The sequence below is a fragment of the Streptomyces sp. NPDC052114 genome, assembly GCF_040680155.1.
Lineage (GTDB): Bacteria > Actinomycetota > Actinomycetes > Streptomycetales > Streptomycetaceae > Streptomyces.
Genome location: NZ_JBFAWC010000006.1, coordinates 118,456 through 138,237 on the forward strand (window position 1 = coordinate 118,456; position 19,782 = coordinate 138,237).

Here is a 19,782-nt window from a genome sequence, read left to right on the forward strand (position 1 = left end):
CGTGACCGGCGTCGGTGAGCGGGGCGTGAACCCCGCGCCGGGCTGCGGTCGAGTTCGGCCAACTCTCCAGTAACAAAGGTCCGTTGCGCGACGCCCGGGGTAGGACCGCCTCCGCACCGAGCCCCACGCCCCCGTCGTCAGCAGTGAAGGGACCACTTGTGACCCAGCCGAATCCCCGGCCGGCCGGACGCCCGTGCCGCCGCGCCGAGCGGACGTTCCGCACCGCATGGACCTCCCGCGCCGTCCGCACCTCCCGCGCCGTCCGCGCGGCGACCGCCACTGGCCTCCTGTCGGCGCTTCTCGTGAGCGGCGCGCAGCCCTCCGCGCAGGCGGCCGTGGGCCGCGCCCCGGCCTCCGCGACCGCCCTGGAGCGCTGCGCCGAGCCGGCGCGCGTGGAGGTGTTCAGGGAAGGGGGCGTGCCGCTCCTGGACTGGCGGGAGAACCTGGAGTTCGACGGGCGGGGCATGCTCTGGGTCGCACACGTCATGCGGCACCGGGTCGAGGGGTACGCCCCCGACGGGACGCTCAAGGCCAGTGTCCCGGTCATCGGTCCGGGCGGGATCCGGCGCGGCCCGGACGGCATGATGTACGTCAACTACGGCGTGAATCCGCTGAGCTGGGGCCTCTCGGGCGGGGGCGGCATCATGCGTTTCGACCCGGCGGCGGAACGGCCCCGGGCCGAGAGGTTCGTCGACGGCGTCGACGGGATCAACGGCCTGGCGATCGACGCCGACGGGAACTTCTACCTCAGCCGCGAACTCGCCACCGGCGTCGTCAAGATCCGCCCCGACGGCACGCGGGACGAGGCGTGGACGCGGGCGGCGGACGTCTTCGGCACGAACGGCCTGGAGATCGTCGGCGACCAGCTCTACAGCAGCGTCATCACCGACGCGTCGTCGCCGGTCGTCCGCATCCCCCTGAACGACCCGGCGCGCCGCACCACGGTCGCCGAGCTCAGTCCGAACCCCCTCGGCGCCAAGATCCTGGACGACCTGACGTCCTTCGGCGGCGACCTGGTCGTCGCGAGCTTCCGCGACGGCGAACTGATCAGGGTCGACCCGGCCACCGGGCGCTCCTGCGTCCTGGTGTCGGGGCTGCGCATGCCCAGCAGCGTCCGGGTGCCGCGCGGCTTCGGTGAGCACGACCCCCGGCGCGAGCTCTTCGTGGCCGAGGCCTCGGGGCGCGTCGTGAAGGTGACGGTCGGCTGACGAGCTGCGGCCGTGAGGTGTCCCGGCGGCCCCTGTGTCCCGGTTGCCCCTGTGCCCCAGCGGTCGGTGTGTCTCGGTTGCCCCTGTGTCCCAGCAGTCGTTGTGTCCCAGTGGGCCATGTGTCCCACTGGGACACTTCGAGGAGTACAGTCGAAGACATGAGCAGCAATCAGGGCCGTCGGACCCGCAAGGTCCGGGAGAGCCGGGAGACCATGGCGAACGCCGCCGTGGACCTGGTCCTCGCCCACGGCCTCGACCAGGTCACCGTCGAGACGATCAGCGAACGGGCCGACGTCTCGCGCCGCACCTTCTCCCGGTACTTCGCCGGCAAGGAGGACGCGGTGGTCGACGCCCTGCGCGCCGACTTCGCGCGGATCAACGCGGCGCTGGCCGCCCGCCCCGCCGAGGAGAGCCCGCTCACGGCCTACCACCGCGCCCTGCGGAGCTGGCTGGGCGCCGAGCCGACGGCCTGGCACCGCCTGCCCCGCTCGCGCGACCTGCTGCGGCTGCTCCACACCGAAGCCTCGCTGCTGCCCGCCTATCTGCGGGTGCAGGACGAGGCCGAGACCGAGTCGGTGGCGATCGTCGCGCGCCGGCTCGGGCTCGACGCGGAGCGCGATCTGCGGCCCGCGCTCGCGGTGTCGCTCGCCGTCGGGGCATTCGGCACCGCCGTGCGGTTCTGGATCGCGCCCGGCGCGAGCGCGCCGCTGCCCCGGCTGATCGACGCGGCGTTCACGGCCCTGGCCGACGAGCCCGCGCCCGCCCCGGCCGCGGCGCCCGCCCCGGCGTCCGTCCCGGCCCCGGCATCGAGTGAATCCCGTACCACCACCAAGTGAAACCAGGCACCACCATGAGCACGACCAGCAGCACCGACACCCCTTCGAACACCGCCACGGACACCGCGACCGGTGCGCCCGCCGGCGCCCCGGCGGAGTTCGCCGGGAAGACCGCCCTCGTCACCGGCGCGGCATCCGGCATCGGCCTGGAGGTCGCCCGCCGCCTCGCCGCCGCGGGCGCGGCCGTCGTCGTCGCCGACTTCAACGAACAGGGCGCGCGCGACGTCGCCCGCAACCTCACCGAGGCCGGCGGCCGCGCCGCGGCCGTACGCGTCGACGTCACCGATCCCGAATCGGTGCGCCTGGCCGTCGAGTTCGCGGTCGAGACGTACGGCGCACTCCACCTGGCCGTGAACAACGCCGGCATCGCAGGGGCCTCCGCCCCGACCGGCGAGTACGGGGTCGAGGACTGGCGGCGCGTGATCGACACCAACCTCAACGGCGTCTTCTACTCCCTGCGGTACGAGCTGCCGCACCTCCTCGCCTCCGGCGGCGGCGCCGTCGTCAACATGTCCTCGATCCTCGGTACGAACGGCTTCGCCGGGTCGCCCGCCTACTCCGCCGCCAAGCACGCCGTCGTCGGCCTGACCAAGACCGCCGCCGTGGAGTACGCCTCCCAGGGCGTCCGCGTGAACGCCGTCGCCCCCGGGTTCATCGACACCCCGCTGCTCAAGGGCGACGAGGCGCAGCGCGCCCAGCTGGTCGCGCTCCACCCGCAGGGCCGCCTCGGCACCGCCGAGGAGGTCGCCGAGCTCACCCTGTTCCTGCTCTCCGACCGCGCCTCGTTCGTCAACGGCAGCTACCACCTGGTCGACGGCGGATACGCGGCCCGCTGACCGGCGCCCCACCCGCAGGAAGACAGGAAGACAGGAAGAGAGGCATCCCACCATGTCAGGTCAAGAACTCCCCGGCCTGCCCGACCGGATGAAGGCCGTGCAGTACCGCAGCGTCGGCGCCGACCCCGAGGTCGTCACCGTCCCGTGCCCCCGGCCGGGCCCGGGGCAGGTGCTCCTGAAGGTCACCGCCGCCGGCGTCTGCCACTCGGACATCGCGGTGATGAGCATGCCCGCCGAGGCGCTGTCCTTCCCGCTGCCGCTGACCCTCGGCCACGAGGGCGCCGGGACCGTCGCCGCGCTCGGCGAGGGCGTCACCGGTCTCGCGCTCGGCGACTCCGTGGCCGTGTACGGACCGTGGGGCTGCGGCACCTGTCCGATGTGCGCGCAGGGCAAGGAGAACTACTGCACGCGCGCCGCGGAGCTCGGCATCCGTCCGCCCGGACTCGGGGCGCCCGGCGCCATCGCCGAGTATCTGCTCGTGGACGACCCGCGCCACCTGGTCCCGCTCGGCGGCCTCGACCCGGTGACCGCCGTGCCGCTCACCGACGCGGGCCTCACCCCGTACCACGCGATCAAGACCTCGCTGCCCAGGCTGACGCCCGGCAGCACCGCCGTGGTCATCGGCACCGGCGGCCTCGGCCACGTCGCCATCCAGCTGCTGCGGGCGCTGACCCCGGCACGGGTGATCGCCCTGGACGTCACCGAGGACAAGCTGCGGCTCGCCCGCGAGGTCGGCGCCCACGAGACCGTCCTGTCGGACCCGGCCGCGGCGGACCGGGTCCGTGAGCTGACCGGCGGGCTCGGTGCCCAGGCCGTGTTCGACTTCGTCGGCGCCCCGCCCACCGCCGCCACGGCGACCGCCTGCGCGGCGGTCGAGGGCGACGTGTCCATCGTCGGCATCGGCGGCGGCGCCGCGTCCGTCGGCTTCGGCACGACCGCCCACGACGTCGCGGTCCGCTCCCCGTACTGGGGCAGCAGGTCCGAGCTGATCGAGGTCCTGGAGCTCGCCCGGTCCGGCGCGGTCGACGTCCATGTGGAGACGTACACGCTGGACGACGCCCCCACGGCGTACGAGCACCTGCACGAGGGCCGGGTGAAGGGCCGGGCGGTCATCCTGCCGGGCGCCTGACCGGCCGCCCCTGCCGGGCGACTCACCCCCGGCGGAGGATGTCAGGCCGTCCGGTCACTGCTGCGGTCTGCGAATGACCTCAGCAAGGGCGGGCGGCCTGGTGGCCTGTGTCGTCCGGCGGGCCCGGTGCGCGCTGGACACGGTGGGAGGGGCGGCGGACGCCGTGACCCGTGCGGTGATCGGCGCGGTCCTCGACCGCGTCGACCTGGACGCCCTCGTGGCGCGCGTCGACGTGGACCGGATCGCGGACCGGATCGACCTGGAGCGGATCGCCGAGCGGGTGGACGTGAACCACATCGCCGACCGGGTCGACGTGGACGCGGTGATCGACCGGATCGACCTGGTGGGCATCACCCGTGACGTGCTCGGCGAGATCGACCTCGGCAGGATCGTCCGGGACACCGGGGGCGGCCTCACCACCGACACCGTCGACGCGATCCGCCTCCTCGGCCAGCGGGGCGACCGCAGTGTGAACCGCCTGGCGGACCGGATCCTGCGCCGCACGGACACGCCCCCGGACACCGACGCGCCTGCACCGCCACGAGCCCCGTGATGGCGCCGTGGGACGCAGAAGGCGCCGCCCCGGACGGTCGTGCGGCGCCCGCTCCCGAGCCCGCCGGCATCGTCTCGCGTGGTGTCGCCGCCGTGCTCGACGCGCTGGTCCTCGCCGTGACCGGGTTCGCGGTCCAGGTCGGAGCGGGGTGTGCGCGGCTGCTCGTCACCGGGCCGCCGTTCCGGTTCCCCGATCTGCCCGCCTGGCTCACCGGATCGGTCGCGTGGGTCTTCGCGGTGCTCTACCTCGGCGGGGCCTGGGCCTCGATCGGGTACACCGCGGGGTGCCGCCTGATGGGGCTGCGCGTCAGCGGCCGTGGCGGCCGTCCGTTGGGGGTGGTGCGGTCCCTGGCGCGTGCGGTGCTGTGCGTGACGTTCCCGCTGGGGATGTGCTGGATCCCGTTCAGTGCCCGGCACGCGTCGCTCCAGGACCTGGTCGTGGCCACCGAGGTGTGCCACGACCCGAGTTGAGGCGGCGGCCGGCGCCCCGCCTGGCCTCACCCGTGCCGGTCGGGCGCCGGTGTCCGGGGCAGTTTCGCGGCGGCGCCGAGTCCGCCGAGCCCGATGACGGCGAGCACCACCAGGGCCGCGGCGTACGGTCCCACGGCCGGGTCGGCGACGAGGATGGTCCCGGCGAGCGCGGTGCCCACCGAGGAACCGAGGTTGGACACACTGCGCGACAGGCCGGAGATCTCGCCCTGGAGGTCCTCCGAGAAGCTCGACTGCACCACGTTCACCGACGGTGTCAGCATCACCCCGAGCCCCAGGCCGATCAGGAGCAGCCCGGGAGTGAACACCCAGGCCTTCGGCGAGCCGTGGGCGAGGGCGATCAGGACGCCGATCCCGCACACCGTCACCACGAACCCGGCCATGACCAGCGTCCGTTGCTCGCGGCGCCGGGCGAAGCGCGCGGCGCCCAGCGAGCTGGCGAGCAGGCCCAGCGTCGACGCGGTGAAGATCACGCCGGTGCCGATCGCGTCGTAGCCGCGGACGACCTGGAGATAGGTGGCCACGACGAACGACACGCCCATGAGCAGCAGCCACTGGATGTGCTGGGTGATCAGGCCGAGGTTGGACGTGCGGTTGTGGAACAGCGCGGTCGGCAGCAGCGGTTCGGCGCCCGCGCGCTCCTTGGCGCGCACCCAGCGGAAGAAGGCCACCAGGACGAGGGCGCCGACCAGCAGCAGCGCGGCCATCAGCCAGACGTTGTCGTCCGCCGCGAGGATGCCCATGACGACCAGCACCAGACCGGTGGCCGACAGGACCGCGCCGCCGGTGTCGAAGGAGCGGCCGGGGTTCGCGGGCAGCGGGTCGTCGAGGCGCCGGGTCAGCAGGATGATCAGCGCGACCACCGCGGCCTGGAACACGAACGCGGCCCGCCAGCTGATCGCCGAGGTGATGAGCCCGCCGAGCAGCGGTCCCGCGGCGGCGCCGATGCCGCCCATGCCCATGATCGCCCCGAACGCGCGCGCCCGGTCGGCGACTTCGGTGAACAGGAGCGTGGTGAGGATGTACACGGGCGGGATGAGCAGTGCCGTGCCGACACCCTCCAGGATCGAGTTGCCGAGGATGAGGACGCCGAGGCCGGGCGCGAACGCGCTGAGCAGGGCGCCGACCCCGTACACGGCGAGCCCGACCACGAGGCACCGCTTGCGGCCGTAGCGTTCGGTGAGGATGCCGCCAGGGATCATCAGCGCCGCCATCACCAGCAGGAACGCGGTGATCGCGAGCTGGACGCCCTGCACGGAGGTGTCCAGGTCCTCGCTGATGTCCTTGATCATCACGGTCATGTTGGAGCCGGCGAAGCTGCAGATGAACTGCGCCAGCGCGAGCGGCGCGAGGATGCGACGCGGCCACGGGCGGCCGTTCCTGGGGGTGCTTGCCCCCTCAGGGGTGGACGGCACGGTCATCCCTCGCCTCCCTCTCGCTCCCGCGCCGGGGCTTGCCTCCCGGGCCGGGGCTTGCCTCCCGGGGCGCGGGTTCCGTCCCGGGTCGGGGCTTTCCCTCGCGCAGAGCCGCGCCCCGGGCCCGGAGCGGCCCTCCGGACCCGGAGCTCCCCTCCAGGCCCGGAGCTCCCCCCTCGGGCCTGTGGCCTTCCCCGCGTGCGCCGAAGCCCTTCCCGGCAGCCTCTGGGGCGCCGGAAGCCTCGCGTGCGTCGGACGACCGACAGCCTCCCGGGCGCCCCGCTCCCGGGCGTCACCCTCGGGGGGTGACGACCCGGCACCGCCGCGCGAGCGAGACTCGCCCCCACTCAGCGGTGCAATCGGCACCCTGCTCAACCATGGGGGTCCTGTCATGACCACCACGACCACTTCGCACCACCGCTCGGGCACCACGAGGGCGGCCGCGGGCGGGCTGACGATCTTCGCCGCGGTGCTGCTGTTCATCTCCGGTTCTCTGGACTTCTGCCGTGGCCTCATGGCGGTCCTTGAGGACAAGGTGTTCCTCACCACGCCCCAGTACGTCTTCGAGTTCGACCTGACGAGCTGGGGCTGGATCCACCTCGTCCTCGGCGTCGTCGCGGTGGGCGTCAGCCTCGGCCTGCTCGCCGGCATGAAGTGGGCCCGGGTCGTCGGCATCGTCATCGCCGGCCTGATGATCATCGCCAACTTCCTGTCGATCCCGTACCACCCCTTCTGGTCCCTCACGCTGATCGCGATGGACGGCTTCATCATCTGGGGCCTGTGCGTCGTGGATCAGGACACCCTGAGCTAGCAGAGGCGACCGATGAAGGACGGACGGGTGCGCACGAGGGACGAAAGGGCGCGGCGGATCGCGAAGTTCATCGCCCCTCTGCGGGTCGAGCCCGATGCGAAGGTGAACCTGTCCAAGGACTTCGACCCCGCCCACAGGACGGGCGTCAAGGACAAGCGCGAAGGACAGGATCTGCTCCGCGTCGGCGTCCTCCTGCTGGCCGACTACCAGCGCAGGCTCGCCGCCGAGGGCAGCCACGGCGTCCTGCTGTGCCTCCAGGCGCTGGACGCCGGAGGCAAGGACGGCACGATCCGCCACGTCATGAGCGGGGTGAACCCGCAGGGCGTGCACGTGGCCAACTTCAAGGCGCCCTCGTCCGAGGAGCTCGGACACGACTATCTCTGGCGCTACGCCTCCCGGTTGCCGCGCCGCGGGGAGATCGGCATCTTCAACCGGTCGCACTACGAGGAGGTCCTGGTGGTCCGCGTGCACCCCGAACTCCTCGCCCGCCAGCGGCTGCCGGGCGGGGCCAGGGACAAGAAGTCGTTCTGGCGCCGGCGGTACCGGGAGATCAACGACTGGGAGCGGTATCTGACGGACAACGGCTTCAGCGTCGTCAAACTGTTCCTGAACCTGTCCAAGGAAGAACAGCGCATCCGCTTCCTCAAACGGATCGACGTGCCGGAGCGGAACTGGAAGTTCTCGGCGGCGGACGCACGCGAACGCGTCTCCTGGGACGCCTACCAGTCGGCGTTCTCCGAGATGCTGTCCGCCACGAGCACCCCGTGGGCGCCCTGGTACGTGGTGCCCGCCGACCATAAGTGGTACGCCCGGATCTGCGCGGCCGCCGTCCTCGCGCACGCGCTGCTCGACATCGGCCCGCGCTATCCGGACATCGGCGACAAGGCGCGTCACGAACTCGAACTGGAGAAGCGCCAGTTGGAGGGTGAGGCACCGGCCGGCGCGGCGGCGGACCCCTGGGCCGCCGCGGCCGGCCGCGGCCGGCACGGCGCGGGAAGGCGGGCGCGATGACCGCGGCGGCATCCGGACGCGACGCCCCCGCGGCGGCGGACCACGCCTGGTACGCGCGCCCGGCCGCGTCGGTGGCCGAGGAGCTGGGCGTCGACCCGGCCCTGGGCCTGAGTGCGGCCCAGGTGGCCACGCGGCTCGCCGAGTACGGGCCCAACGCCCTCGCGGAGGAGCGGCCGACACCGGGCTGGGTCCGCTTCCTCGGCCAGTTCACCACGTACATGCAGATGATCCTCGTCGCCTCCGCCCTGGTCTCCCTCGTCATCCAGGAGTGGGGCACCGCGCTGGTGCTGCTGGCCCTGACCCTGCTGAACGCGGTCATCGGGATACGTCAGGAGGGCAAGGCCGAGAGCGCCATGAACGCCCTGAAGGCGATGACGAAGGCCAGCGCCCGGGTGCGGCGCGAGGGGAGGGTGACCGAGATCGACGCGGTGGACGTCGTCGTCGGCGACATCGCGCTGCTCGCCGCCGGTGACGAAGTGCCCGCCGACGGACGGCTGTTGAGCGCGAGTGCCCTGCAGATCGACGAGTCCGCGCTCACCGGTGAGAGCGTCCCGGTCGCCAAGGACGCCGCGCCGGTGCGGGGCACGGACCTCGGTCCGGCGGACCAGACCGACATGGCGTTCATGAACACCCCCGTCACGCACGGCAGCGCGGTCCTCCTCGTCACGGCCACCGGGTCCTCCACCGAACTGGGCAGGATCTCCGGGATGCTGTCGACCACTCGGCGTGAGATGTCTCCCCTCACCAAGGAGCTGAACCGGCTCACGCTGTGGATCGTGGGGGCCGCCGGGGTGACCATGGTCGTGATGTTCGCGCTCGGGCGCGGGCGGGGCGAGCCGTGGGACGCGCTGTTCGTGAGCGCCGTGTCGCTGGCCATCGCCGCCGTCCCCGAGGCGCTGCCCACCGTCACCCAGACGATCCTCTCGCTGGGCGGCCTCGACCTCGCCCGGCGCCACGCGATCGTCAAGGACCTGCCCTCGGTGGAGACCCTCGGCTTCACCTCCGCCGTCAACTCCGACAAGACCGGCACGCTGACGATGAACCAGGTGACCGTCGTCGAGGTCGTCGACCCCTTCGACCGGTACACGGTCTCGGGCGGCGGATACTCCCTCGACGGCAGGATCCACCATGCCGCCGGCACCACCCCGAGCATCGACGACGCGATCCTGCCCTACCTGGTCGCCAGCGACGCCTCGCTCGTGGACGGACGCGTGGTGGGCGACCCCACCGAGGGCGCCCTGCTCGTCCTCGGCCACAAGGCGGGCCTGGACGTCGACGCCACCCGGGCCCGGCTGCCCCGGCTCGCGACCCTGCCCTTCGACCCGGCGTACAAACTGATGGCCACCTTCCACGAGGCCACGGACGACAAGGGCCATCCCGTCGTGCGCTGCTTCGTCAAGGGCGCGGCACCGGCCGTCCTCGCGCGCGCCACCACCGCGCTGTCCGACGGCGCGGGCATCCCCTTCGACACCGCGCTGCGGGAGCGCGCCGAGCGCGAGATCGAGCGGATGGAACGCGCGGGCCGCCGGGTGATGGCCGCCGCCACCCGCGACCTCGCCCCCGCGGCGTTCGTGCCGGGCGGCGATCTCCTCGCGCAGGTCGCCGAGTTGCGGGTGGCCGGCCTCGTCGGCATGGTCGACCCGCCGCGCGAGGAGTCCCGGGACGCCGTCCTCGCCGCGCAGGCCGCGCACATCCGCGTCCGGATGGTGACCGGCGACGACGTCATCACCGGTGCCGCCGTCGCCGAGCAGATCGGCATCGACGGCGAGGCGATCCTCGGCGCCGACTTCGCGGCCCTGTCCGAACAGGAACGGCTCGCCCGCGTCGACGGCATCGGCGTGGTCGGCCGGGTGGCCCCCGAGCACAAGGTCCTGCTCGCCGAGACGCTGAAGAAGAAGGGCGACGTGGTCGCCATGACCGGCGACGGCGTCAACGACGCCCCGGCCATCAAGGCCGCCGACATCGGCATCGCCATGGGGTCGGGCACGGAGGTCGCCAAGAACGCGGCGCGGATGATCCTGTCCGACGACAACTTCGCCACGATCGTCCACGCCGTGGAGCAGGGCCGGAAGATCTACGACAACCTCACCAAGTACATCCGCTTCGTGCTCCTCCTGCTGGTCGTGTTCGTGCTGAGCTTCCTGGGCGCCTCGCTGTTCGACATCGCGGACGGTGAGCCGTTCACGCCCGCCCAGGTGCTGTGGATCCACTTCGTCGTCAACGCGGCCTTCGGCTTCTCCCTCGGCTTCGACCGGGTCAGGCAGGACCTCATGGCCCGCCGCCCGCGCCCCCGGGGCCAGCCCGTGATGACGCCCGGACTGATGCTCACGGTCGGCCTCGCCGGGACGGCCGTCGCCGCCGGGCTGCTCGGCCTGATCCAGCTGGGCGCCTCGCGCTACGACAGCGTCCGCGTCGGCAACTCCATCGCCTTCGCCTCGTTCGCGCTCTGCCTGATCGTGGCCGCCCTGGAGTGCCGCAGCCAGACCGGCACGGTGCTCACGGCCGACACCTTCGACAGCAAGCAGCTGAACTGGACGATGCTCGGGGAGTTCGTCCTCGCCGTCCTGGTGACCCAGACGGACGTCTTCAACCGGCTGCTCGACACCACGCCCCTGGAGGCGGGCCAGTTCGCCTGGGCCTTCCTGCCGCCACTGGCCCTGCTGACGCTCTGGGAGCTGGGCAAGCTCGCGGCCCGCCGCCGCGCACGGCGCCCCGCCGCCGGACGGCGGTGAGCCGCCGGTGCCCGGGGTACCGCCCGGCCTGAGGACACTGCGGACCTACCGCCGGGAGTGGCTGGCCAAGGACCTCGTCGCCGGTCTCGTCCTGAGCACGCTGCTCGTGCCGCAGGGCATGGCGTACGCGGAACTGGCCGGCCTCCCGGCGATCACCGGCCTGTACACGTCCGTGCTCTGCCTGCTCGCGTACGCCGTCGCCGGACCCTCCCGCATCCTCGTGCTCGGCCCCGACTCCTCGCTCGGCCCGATGATCGCCGCCACGGTCCTGCCGCTGATCGCCTCCGGCGGCGACAGCGCCCGCGCGGTCGCCCTCGCCTCCGCCCTGGCGCTGATGGTCGGGGCGATCACGCTCCTCGCGGGCGTGGCGCGCCTCGGCTTCGTCGCCGACCTGATCTCCAAGCCGACCATGATCGGCTACATGAACGGACTGGCCCTGACCATCCTCATCGGCCAGCTGCCCAAGCTGTTCGGGTTCTCCACGGACGCCGACGGTCTGGTCGAGGAAGTCGACGCCTTCGTACGGGCGTTGGGCGACGGAAAGGCGGTACCGGCCGCCGTCGCGGTGGGCGCGGGCTGCATCGCCGTCATCCTGCTCCTGCAACGCCTGCTGCCGAAGGTCCCCGCCGTCCTCGTCATGGTGGTGCTCGCCATCGCCGCCTCCGTCCTGCTCGACCTGGAGGGCCACGGCGTACGGATGGTCGGCAGGCTGCCCGAGGGGCTGCCGCCCTTCACCGTCCCGGACATCCGGTGGGACGACCTCGGCCCGCTGTTCGTCGGCGCGCTGGGCATCGCCCTGGTCTCCCTGGCCGACACGATCTCCAACGCGTCGGCGTTCGCGGCCCGCAGCGGTCAGGAGATCCGCGGCAACGACGAGATGATCGCCATCGGCACGGCGAACGTGGCCGCCGGCCTCTTCCAGGGCTTCCCCGTGAGCACCAGCGGCTCGCGGACGGCCGTCGCCGAGCGGGCGGGCGCCAGGACCCAGCTCACCGGGGTGGTCGGCGCCGCCCTGATCCTCCTCATGCTCGTCCTGCTGCCGGGGCTCTTCCGCGACCTGCCGCAGCCCACGCTCGCCGCGGTGGTCGTCACGGCCTCCCTCTCGCTGGCCGACGCCAAGGGCACGGCGCGGCTGTGGCGGCAGCGCAAGACGGAGTTCCTGCTGTGCATCGCGGCCTTCCTCGGGGTGGCGCTGCTGGGCGTGCTGCCCGGCATCGCGGTCGCGGTGGGCCTGTCCATCCTGAATGTCTTCCGGCGCGCGTGGTGGCCCTACAGCACGGTGCTCGGGCGCGTGCCCGGCCTCGCGGGCTACCACGACGTGCGCTCCCACCCGAGCGCCGAGGAACTGCCCGGCCTGGTCATCCTCCGCTTCGACGCGCCGCTGTTCTTCGCCAACGCCAAGTCGTTCCGCGACGAGGTCCTGCGGTGCGCGCGCGCCGCGCCGCCGCCGCGCCGCGTGCTCATCGCCGCCGAGCCGGTGACCGACGTCGACACGACCGCGGCCGACTTCCTGGAGGAGCTGGACGAGGCCCTGCACAAGCGGGGGATCGAGCTGGTCTTCGCCGAGCTGAAGGACCCGGTGCGCGGCAAGCTGGAGCGCTACGGACTGACCCGGACCTTCGACCCGGGCCAGTTCTTCCCGACGGTGGAGAGCGCCGTCGAGGACTTCAGGGAGCGCAGCGGCGCACGGTGGACCGCGGTCAGCCGCCGGCGGCCGACGGCTGACCGGGACTAGGGCCTGTCCCGGGCCGGGACGACTAGGGCCCGTCCCGGGCCGGGACCAGGAACTAGCCCGCGTTCGCCGCGGCCGACAGCACGTGCGTGCCCCACGGCGGCAGGTCGACGTACAGTCCGCCGCTCAGCATCTCCGCACCCGAGCGGCCGTACCGGTCGTCGTGGAGCAGGTCGGTCAACTCCCAGGTCTCCTCGCCCAGTTCGTTCCAGGGGAGCCGGACGCGTGCCTGCGCCTGATACGGGGAGAGGTTCACGACGGTCACGAACCGGCCCGCGGGACCGGTCCAGCACGAGGCGATCAGCTGCCGCGCGGAGTCGTTGTCGGGCCAGCCCGCGCAGTCCAGGAGACGCCACTCGCCCGTGCGCATGCCGCTGCCGTGGACGCGCGAGAGCAGCCGCTCGTGGAAGGCCCGCAGCGCCGGATCCGCCGGTTCGTCGGGGCGCCGGTCCAGGAAGACCGGCAGGTGCACCCGGCGCCCGGTGAACTGGCCCTCGTGCCACAGCGTGGCACCGGGCAGCGTGGCGATCAGCACGGCCGCCGCCCGCTCCTTCGCCGGGTGCAGCGTGTGCGCGGCGCGCGGCTCGTCGTGGTTCTCCAGGAAGCGGACGAGCCGCCGCTGGTAGGACTCGTCGGCCAGCAGATGGCCGCGCACGGACTCGGCGCTCTCGTTCAGCACCCGGTCGTAGAGGCGCTTGTCGTAGCAGAAGTCGAACCCCTGCTGCTGGAGCGCCCATTCGAGGTCCCAGTAGGCCTCGGCGGCGAAGAGCATCCCGGGGTGCCCCCGGCGCACGGCCGTCACGACCTCCGACCAGAACTCGCCCTCGGGCGGGGCCCCCACCCGCTCTCCCCAGGTCCGCGCGAACACGTCGTTGATCAGCAGCATCGCCATGTCGCAACGCACTCCGTCGCACACCCGGCCGATGCCGTCGAGCACTGTCGCGGTCGCCTCCCGCAGCTCCGGGGCGAAGGCGTTCAGCTGCACCACGTCCGGCCAGGGCGCGAAGAACGGATCGCGGCCCCGGGCGAGCACGGCCCGCCCGGTGTCGAGGAAGGCGGCGGGATCGCGCCGCAGGTCCGCCGCGTCGCCCCGCACGAAGTACTCGGGGTGATCGGCCACCCAAGGGCTGTCGGGCGCCACATGGTTGGGGACGTAGTCGAGCAGCAGCCCGACGCCCCGGCGGTCCAGCTCGGCCCGTGCGGCGGCGAGCCCCTCGGGGCCGCCGAGCGCCGCGTCGGCCTCGTAGCGCCGGATGCAGTACGGCGATCCGGCGATGTCGTCCTCGCCGATGCCCGGGACGGCCGCGTCGAACGCGGCGCGCAGCGACGGGTTGTCCAGCGCGATGCTGCGCCCCAGCGGGCTGCGTTCCCAGACGCCCATCAGCCAGACGACGTCGACGCCCGACGGCGTGATCTCGTCCCAGACGTCCTTGGGCACCTCCGCGAGACCGGTCGCACGGCCGGTGCGCAGTCCGGTCTCCCGCAGCCACACACGGGTGTTGACCTCGTGGACGACGGGTTGTGCGGGCAGTTCGGTCATCGGCCGCGCCTCCTCGTGGCCCCGGGCCTGAAGTCCTCGGGGCCGAGCGTCCCGAAGATCTTCATCAGGGCGGCCACCAGACCGGTCCAGCCCGTCTGGTGGGAGGCCCCGATGCCGGCGCCGTTGTCGCCGTGGAAGTACTCGAAGAAGGAGACGAGGTCCCGCCAGTGCGGGTCGTCGTGGAACTTCGGCTGCCCGCCGTACACCGGCCGGTGGCCCTCCTGGTCGCGCAGGAAGATCCGGCCGAGCCGCGCGGAGAGCTCCTCGGCGACCTCGTAGAGGTTCTTGTGCACCCCCGAGCCGGTCGGGCACTCGACGGTGAGGTCGTCGCCGTAGAAGCCGTACAGGTTCAACAGCGCCCGGATGACGAGCGTGTTCATCGGCAGCCACACCGGGCCGCGCCAGTTGGAGTTCCCGCCGAACATCCCGGTGTCCGACTCGGCGGGCAGATAGGAGACCCGGAACTCCTCGCCGTGCACCGAGAACGTGTACGGGTGCTCCGCGTGATACCGGGACAGCGCCCTGATGCCGTAGGGGCTCAGGAACTCGTCCTCCGACAGGAGATGACCGAGCACCCGCGTCAGCTTCTTCTCGTCCACGACGGACAGCAGCCGCGGCCCGCCCGCCGTGCCGGCCCCCGCCGACGTCAGCGCCACCGACAGCGAGGGGTGGCGCGCGGCGAACCGCTGGAGGCGCTCGGTCAGGCCGGAGAGCCGCTCCAGCTGCCGGGGCTGGAAGACCGTCGACGCGCACAGCGGCAGCAGCCCCACCATGGAGCGGACCTTCAGCCGGACGGCCTGCCCGTCGGGCAGCCGCAGCACGTCGTAGAAGAACCCGTCCTCCTCGTCCCACAGTTCGTCGCCGAGGTCGCCGAGCCGGTCCATCGAGGCGGCGATCCACAGATAGTGCTCGACGAACTTCAGGACCAGCTCTTCGTACGCCTCGTTCTGCTCGACGAGCTCCACCGCGATCTGGAGCATCGACTGGCAGTACAGCGCCATCCACGCGGTGCCGTCCGCCTGCTCCAGGGTCCCCCCGGTGGGCAGCGGCGCGCTGCGGTCGAAGACCCCGATGTTGTCCAGGCCCAGGAAGCCGCCCTGGAAGACGTTGCGCCCGCTGGGGTCCTTGCGGTTGACCCACCACGTGAAGTTCGTGAGCAGCTTCTGGAAGGTGCGCTCCAGGAACGCGTGGTCGGCGTGGCCGGTCGTGGCCTTCTCCACCGAGTACACGAAGTACGCGGCCCAGGCGTGCACCGGCGGGTTCACGTCGCCGAAGTTCCACTCGTAGGCGGGGATCTGGCCGTTGGGGTGCAGGAAGGAGTCGCGCAGCAGGAGTTCGAGCTGGTCCTTGGCGAAGCCGACGTCCACGACCGAGAAGGCCACCGCGTGGAACGCCAGGTCCCAGGCGGCGAACCAGGGGTACTCCCACTTGTCCGGCATCGACACGACGTCGTCGCAGACCATGTGGAACCACTCGCGGTTGCGGATGCCGGAGCGCGGCGGGCTCCACGGGGTGAGGTCGTGCTCGGCGAGCCAGGTCTCCAGGTCGAACGCGTAGTACTGCTTGGACCACAGCATCCCGGCGAGGGCCTGGCGCAGCACGCGCGCCTCGTCCTCGGTCGCCCGGTCGGGGGTGAGTTCGCGGTAGAAGGCGTCCGCCTCGGCGATCCGGTTCTTGAAGACCGTGTCGAAGCCGCGCGGGGCCAGCGCGAGCTGGGCGCCGGCGGGGCCGAGACGCAGCCGCAACGTCTCGGACCCGCCGGCCGGGACGGTGAGCGTGTGGTGCACGGCCGCCTTCGTGCCGTGCCGCGCCGGGTTGACGGCGCCCCGCTCACCTTGGACCACGTAGCGGCCGATGCCGTCCTTCACATGGGGGGAGGCGTCGGCCGTGCCGAACAGGCGCCGGTTGTTGGTCTCGTTCTCCGTGAACAGCAGCTCCGCCGCGCCGTCGCAGCGCAGGTCGTAGCTGCCGAGCTCCGGATGGTCGGCGCGGACGGTCGCCGTGCCGCGCGGTCCCTCGACCGCCCGCAGCCGCGGCATGTGCTCCTCGCCGGGACGCTCGCCCCACGACCAGGTGTTGCGGAACCACAGCGTCGGCAGCACGTGCAGCGTCGCCTCGTCGGGGCCGCGGTTGTCGACGGTGATCCGCATGAGGACGTCGTCGTGGTCGGCCTTGGCGTACTCCACCGTCACGTCGAAGTACCGGTCGTCGTCGAAGACCCCGGTGTCCAGGAGCTCGTACTCGAACTCCTGCCGCGTACGGGCCCGGTTGACCTCGACGAGGTCGTTGTAGGGGAACGCGGCCTGCGGGTACTTGTACAGGTAGCGCAGGTAGGAGTGGCTGGGGGTGCTGTCGAGGTAGAAGTAGTACTCCTTGACGTCCTCGCCGTGGTTGCCCTCGCCGTTGGTGAGGCCGAAGGCCCGCTCCTTGAGGATGGGGTCGCGGCCGTTCCACAGGGCGAGGGCCAGACACAGGCGCTGCTTCTCGTCGCAGATGCCGCCGAGGCCGTCCTCGCCCCAGCGGTAGGCGCGCGAACGCGCGTGGTCGTGCGGGAAGTAGGACCAGGCGTCGCCACCGGGGCTGTAGTCCTCGCGGACCGTGCCCCACTGGCGTTCGCTGAGGTAGGGGCCCCACAGCCGGGACCGTCCGCTCGCGTCACCGACCGGCCGGGAGCGGCCGGCCTGCGTCTGCCTCTTCATGCGCAGCCTCCCTGTGTGGCTCCCGCGGTACTCAGCCGGGTGCGCCAGTCTTGGCGGGCGCCTCGGGGGTCGCCTCACCTCCTGGGGGTGAGCCCCCGCCCCGGGCGGCCAGCGTGATCGCGATCTCGTACGCGGCCAGCAGGACGCCGACCACGAGCAGCCCGGTCCACGACGACAGGAGCAGGGCCACCAGGGCCGCGACGACGAGACCGGAGACCCGCAGCACATCGGCGTACCGGGCCAGCCACGGCCGTACCGGCAGATCCTTTTTGGTGAGCTTGTCCCCGGTCCGCGCGAGGAAGTGGCCCGTGGCCCGCGTGCCCCGCGCCACCAGCCCGCGCAGCAGCACCGGCAGTCGCCCCGGCCCCACCAGGTACGCGATCACGGCGATGGCGATGCCGATCCACAGCAGCTGGTCGCCGCGGTCACGCAGCGTCGTGAAGATCGTCCACAGCGCGGCCCGCAGGCCGTCGCGGTAGACGCCGGGCGGCACGTGGCCGAGTAACTGCTCGCGCACCGCCCGAAGGACGCCGGAGAGGACGGTGACCGTCACGATCAGCCACAGGCCGAGCTGGAGCACGGTCCGCCGCCGGTTGGGGGAGACCCACAGGGCGAGGCCCAGCAGCACCGGCACGGCGATCAGCAGGCCCACCACCGCGCGCTTGAACAGGAGGACGGCCTCCTGGAGCTGGCCCAGTTCGTGGCGGTCGTAGAGCCGGATCTGCGCGAAGTCCTCCGGCAGGTCGACGTTGAGTGCCTTCTCGATCCGCTGGTGCAGACCGGGCGGGATCTCGCCCGAGGAGACGGCGGGCAGGTCGAGCTTCTTGCCGAACAGGGTGGGCAGCTGGTCCTCCAGGGAGCGCAGGAGGTTGTTGACCATCGGCAGCAGGTTGAGGGTGACCGTGTCGCCCTGGACGCGTACGTTGTCGTTGCTCTTCTCCAGGACCGCGACGATCCGCGCGTGCGCGAACCGGTTCGTGGCGCGCCACAGGTCCTGGAACCGGTCCGTGGCGATGAGCTTGGAGATCGATTCCCGCATGTAGTCGTGGACGGCCCCGGTCACCGGGCCCGCGAGGAAGGACGCGCGCGGCGGCAGCGCCTCGGAAAGCCGCTGCTCGACGTCCAGCTGGTCGAAGATCTCGTTCGCCAGATACGTCGAGACGGCCGCGTTGACCTCGGGGTCCTCGGGCAACGGGCCCACCGCGGCGATCCAGCGGTCCGTGTTCAGCGTGGTGCGCGAGCCCCAGACCCCCACGACCGAGGTGACGGCCAGCACGGCGACCAGCGCGATCAGCACCGCGGCGAGCACGCGCCGGACGACCAGGGTGCGGTCGCGGCGCCGCCGTTCGGTGTCGGTGCGGTCGCGCAGGCGTGCCACCTCGGCACGCAGCCGCTCCACCTCGCTCTCGTCCCGGTCCGGTGTCCCGTCCCCGCTCCGTGTCCCGTCGTCCGTCATCGGCGTGCCACCTCCGCGGCCCACCGTGACCGCACGGACGCACGCCTCCCTCACCTGCGGCGGGTGACGCGTCAGGGCACGGTCCGACGCTGTGATGACGGCCGTGACGGCGGCAGTTCCGCTGAAGGGAGGCACCATGGCTGAGATCGGACCGGTTCAGCTCCTGACGATCGGCTTCGGGCCGGACGCCAAGTTCGAGGGGCGGATCATCGAGGAACTGGCGGTCCTGGAGTCGAACGAACAGATCCACGTCCTCGATCTCCTCTTCGTCGGCAAGGAGACCGGCGGAGACCTGTTCACCCTCGACTTCCAGGCAGAGGGCATGGGCGAGACGGTCGCCGCGCTGCTGGGCATCTCGGCGGAGCGGCTGCGGGCGGCGGAGGGCATCGCGCCGAGCCTGGCCGAGGGCAATGCCTTCGGCCTGTCCCTCACCCAGATCAGGGAGATGGCCGACGCGCTCGACCCCGGCACCGCGGCCGCCTTCGTCCTGCTGGAACACGTCTGGGCGAAGTACCTGCGCAAGGCCGTGCGCGACGCCGGCGGAGTGCCGGTGGCGGAGGGCTTCCTCACCGAAGAGGCGCTCGCGCCCATCGCCGCCGAACTCATCAGTGCGGCACAGCGGTCGGGCGAACCGGTTCCGAACGGATCGGAGTCGGAACCGCCGAAACGCAACAACCACAGGAGGGCCTGATGGCCGATCTCGTCGTGCTCGGATTCTCGGACAGGGAGAAGGCGGTGGCGGTGCTGCGCCTCGCCAAGGACCTCTCCAAGCAGGAACTGCTCGACCTGGAGGACGCGGCGCTGGCCTACCGCACCATGGACGGCAAGATCCACGTGGAGCAGACGTACAGCCCCGTCGGCGTGGGCGCCGCGGGCGGCGCGCTGTGGGGTTCGCTGTTCGGGCTCCTCTTCCTGATGCCGGTCTTCGGCGCCGCGGTGGGCGCCGCCACCGGCGCCCTCGCGGGAAAGCTCACCGACGTCGGGATCAACGACCCCTTCATCAAGGAGGTCGCGGCCACTCTCGAACCGGGCAGGGCCGCCGTCTTCGCCCTGGTGCGGCGCTCCACCCCCGACCGGGTGCGCGAAGCGGTACGTCCCTTCAACCCGACCGTGATCCGCACCTCGCTCACCAAGGACCGGGAGGAGGAACTGGTCGAGGCGCTGCGCGAGAAGTGACCGAGGCCCGCTCGGCACGCCGGACGAGGGGGCTTCCCGAGCCGGAGGAGGGGCGCCCCCGAGGCGTATGGGGGGTGCCCCTGTGCCGTAGGGGGGTACGGCTGTGCCGGGTGGGGCGCGCCTCTTCGCGCGCGCCTTCCACGCCGTCGTACGCCGGAAC

16 protein-coding genes are annotated in these 19,782 nt (G+C 72.3%); 12 read left to right on the forward strand and 4 right to left on the reverse strand.

Going from position 1 to position 19,782, the window contains the following annotated elements:
• The first annotated feature begins 158 nt into the window (after positions 1-158).
• The 6 genes from AB0L89_RS15155 (at position 159) to AB0L89_RS15180 (ending at position 5,032) form a co-directional block, all read left to right on the forward strand.
• Complete coding sequence (locus AB0L89_RS15155; RefSeq protein ID WP_365140167.1) at positions 159-1,208, forward strand: hypothetical protein; 1,050 nt, start codon at positions 159-161, stop codon at positions 1,206-1,208.
• Between the two features lie 158 nt (positions 1,209-1,366).
• Positions 1,367-2,044 (forward strand): TetR family transcriptional regulator, encoded by a 678-nt coding sequence (locus AB0L89_RS15160; RefSeq protein WP_365140170.1) that lies wholly within the window; start codon positions 1,367-1,369, stop codon positions 2,042-2,044.
• Positions 2,045-2,058: 14 nt separating this feature from the next.
• A complete protein-coding gene (locus AB0L89_RS15165) occupies positions 2,059-2,880 on the forward strand; it encodes an SDR family NAD(P)-dependent oxidoreductase (protein WP_365140173.1) in 822 nt (273 codons plus the stop codon).
• Between the two features lie 88 nt (positions 2,881-2,968).
• On the forward strand, positions 2,969-4,009 hold the full coding sequence (locus AB0L89_RS15170; protein WP_365141047.1) for an NAD(P)-dependent alcohol dehydrogenase: 1,041 nt from the start codon (positions 2,969-2,971) through the stop codon (positions 4,007-4,009).
• 73 nt (positions 4,010-4,082) lie between these two features.
• Positions 4,083-4,562: a hypothetical protein gene (locus AB0L89_RS15175; protein ID WP_365140176.1), complete on the forward strand. Its 480-nt coding sequence runs from the start codon at positions 4,083-4,085 to the stop codon at positions 4,560-4,562.
• Entirely contained in the window at positions 4,562-5,032 is a 471-nt protein-coding gene (locus AB0L89_RS15180; protein ID WP_365140179.1) for an RDD family protein, read from the forward strand. The genes AB0L89_RS15175 and AB0L89_RS15180 overlap by 1 nt, the downstream gene beginning before the upstream one ends.
• A 26-nt stretch (positions 5,033-5,058) precedes the next feature.
• Here the strand turns inward: AB0L89_RS15180 and AB0L89_RS15185 are convergent, their stop codons facing one another.
• Positions 5,059-6,471 carry an MFS transporter gene (locus AB0L89_RS15185; protein WP_365140182.1) on the reverse strand — a complete coding sequence of 471 codons (1,413 nt, stop codon included), beginning with the start codon at positions 6,469-6,471 and terminating at the stop codon, positions 5,059-5,061.
• 385 nt (positions 6,472-6,856) lie between these two features.
• Between AB0L89_RS15185 and AB0L89_RS15190 the strand changes: the two genes are divergently transcribed.
• The 4 genes from AB0L89_RS15190 to sulP are packed head-to-tail and all read left to right on the forward strand — an operon-like array spanning position 6,857 to position 12,754.
• Positions 6,857-7,276: a hypothetical protein gene (locus AB0L89_RS15190; RefSeq protein WP_365140185.1), complete on the forward strand. Its 420-nt coding sequence runs from the start codon at positions 6,857-6,859 to the stop codon at positions 7,274-7,276.
• A gap of 12 nt (positions 7,277-7,288) precedes the next feature.
• Positions 7,289-8,287, forward strand: coding sequence for a PPK2 family polyphosphate kinase (locus AB0L89_RS15195; protein WP_365140188.1), 999 nt, complete (start codon positions 7,289-7,291; stop codon positions 8,285-8,287).
• The gene (locus AB0L89_RS15200) at positions 8,284-11,019 is read left to right on the forward strand and encodes an HAD-IC family P-type ATPase (protein WP_365140191.1); all 2,736 of its coding nucleotides are present in this window, start codon (positions 8,284-8,286) and stop codon (positions 11,017-11,019) included. Before AB0L89_RS15195 ends, AB0L89_RS15200 begins: the two co-directional genes overlap by 4 nt.
• Before the next feature lie 7 nt (positions 11,020-11,026).
• Positions 11,027-12,754: a sulfate permease gene (gene sulP, locus AB0L89_RS15205; RefSeq protein WP_365140194.1), complete on the forward strand. Its 1,728-nt coding sequence runs from the start codon at positions 11,027-11,029 to the stop codon at positions 12,752-12,754.
• A 52-nt stretch (positions 12,755-12,806) separates the two neighbouring features.
• On the opposite strand, the gene AB0L89_RS15210 is transcribed toward sulP, so the two are convergent.
• From AB0L89_RS15210 to AB0L89_RS15220, 3 genes are read right to left on the reverse strand one after another with little or no spacing between them, the layout of a single operon-like run.
• The gene (locus AB0L89_RS15210) at positions 12,807-14,291 is read right to left on the reverse strand and encodes an alpha-amylase (protein ID WP_365140197.1); all 1,485 of its coding nucleotides are present in this window, start codon (positions 14,289-14,291) and stop codon (positions 12,807-12,809) included.
• Positions 14,288-16,990, reverse strand: coding sequence for a glucosidase (locus AB0L89_RS15215; RefSeq protein ID WP_365140200.1), 2,703 nt, complete (start codon positions 16,988-16,990; stop codon positions 14,288-14,290). Before AB0L89_RS15215 ends, AB0L89_RS15210 begins: the two co-directional genes overlap by 4 nt.
• Before the next feature lie 31 nt (positions 16,991-17,021).
• On the reverse strand, positions 17,022-18,446 hold the full coding sequence (locus AB0L89_RS15220; protein WP_365140203.1) for a hypothetical protein: 1,425 nt from the start codon (positions 18,444-18,446) through the stop codon (positions 17,022-17,024).
• Positions 18,447-18,582: 136 nt separating this feature from the next.
• On the opposite strand from AB0L89_RS15220, the gene AB0L89_RS15225 reads away from it, so the two are divergent.
• On the forward strand, positions 18,583-19,137 hold the full coding sequence (locus AB0L89_RS15225) for a DUF1269 domain-containing protein (protein ID WP_365140207.1): 555 nt from the start codon (positions 18,583-18,585) through the stop codon (positions 19,135-19,137).
• On the forward strand, positions 19,137-19,622 hold the full coding sequence (locus AB0L89_RS15230) for a DUF1269 domain-containing protein (protein WP_365140210.1): 486 nt from the start codon (positions 19,137-19,139) through the stop codon (positions 19,620-19,622). Before AB0L89_RS15225 ends, AB0L89_RS15230 begins: the two co-directional genes overlap by 1 nt.
• Positions 19,623-19,782 lie beyond the last annotated feature (160 nt).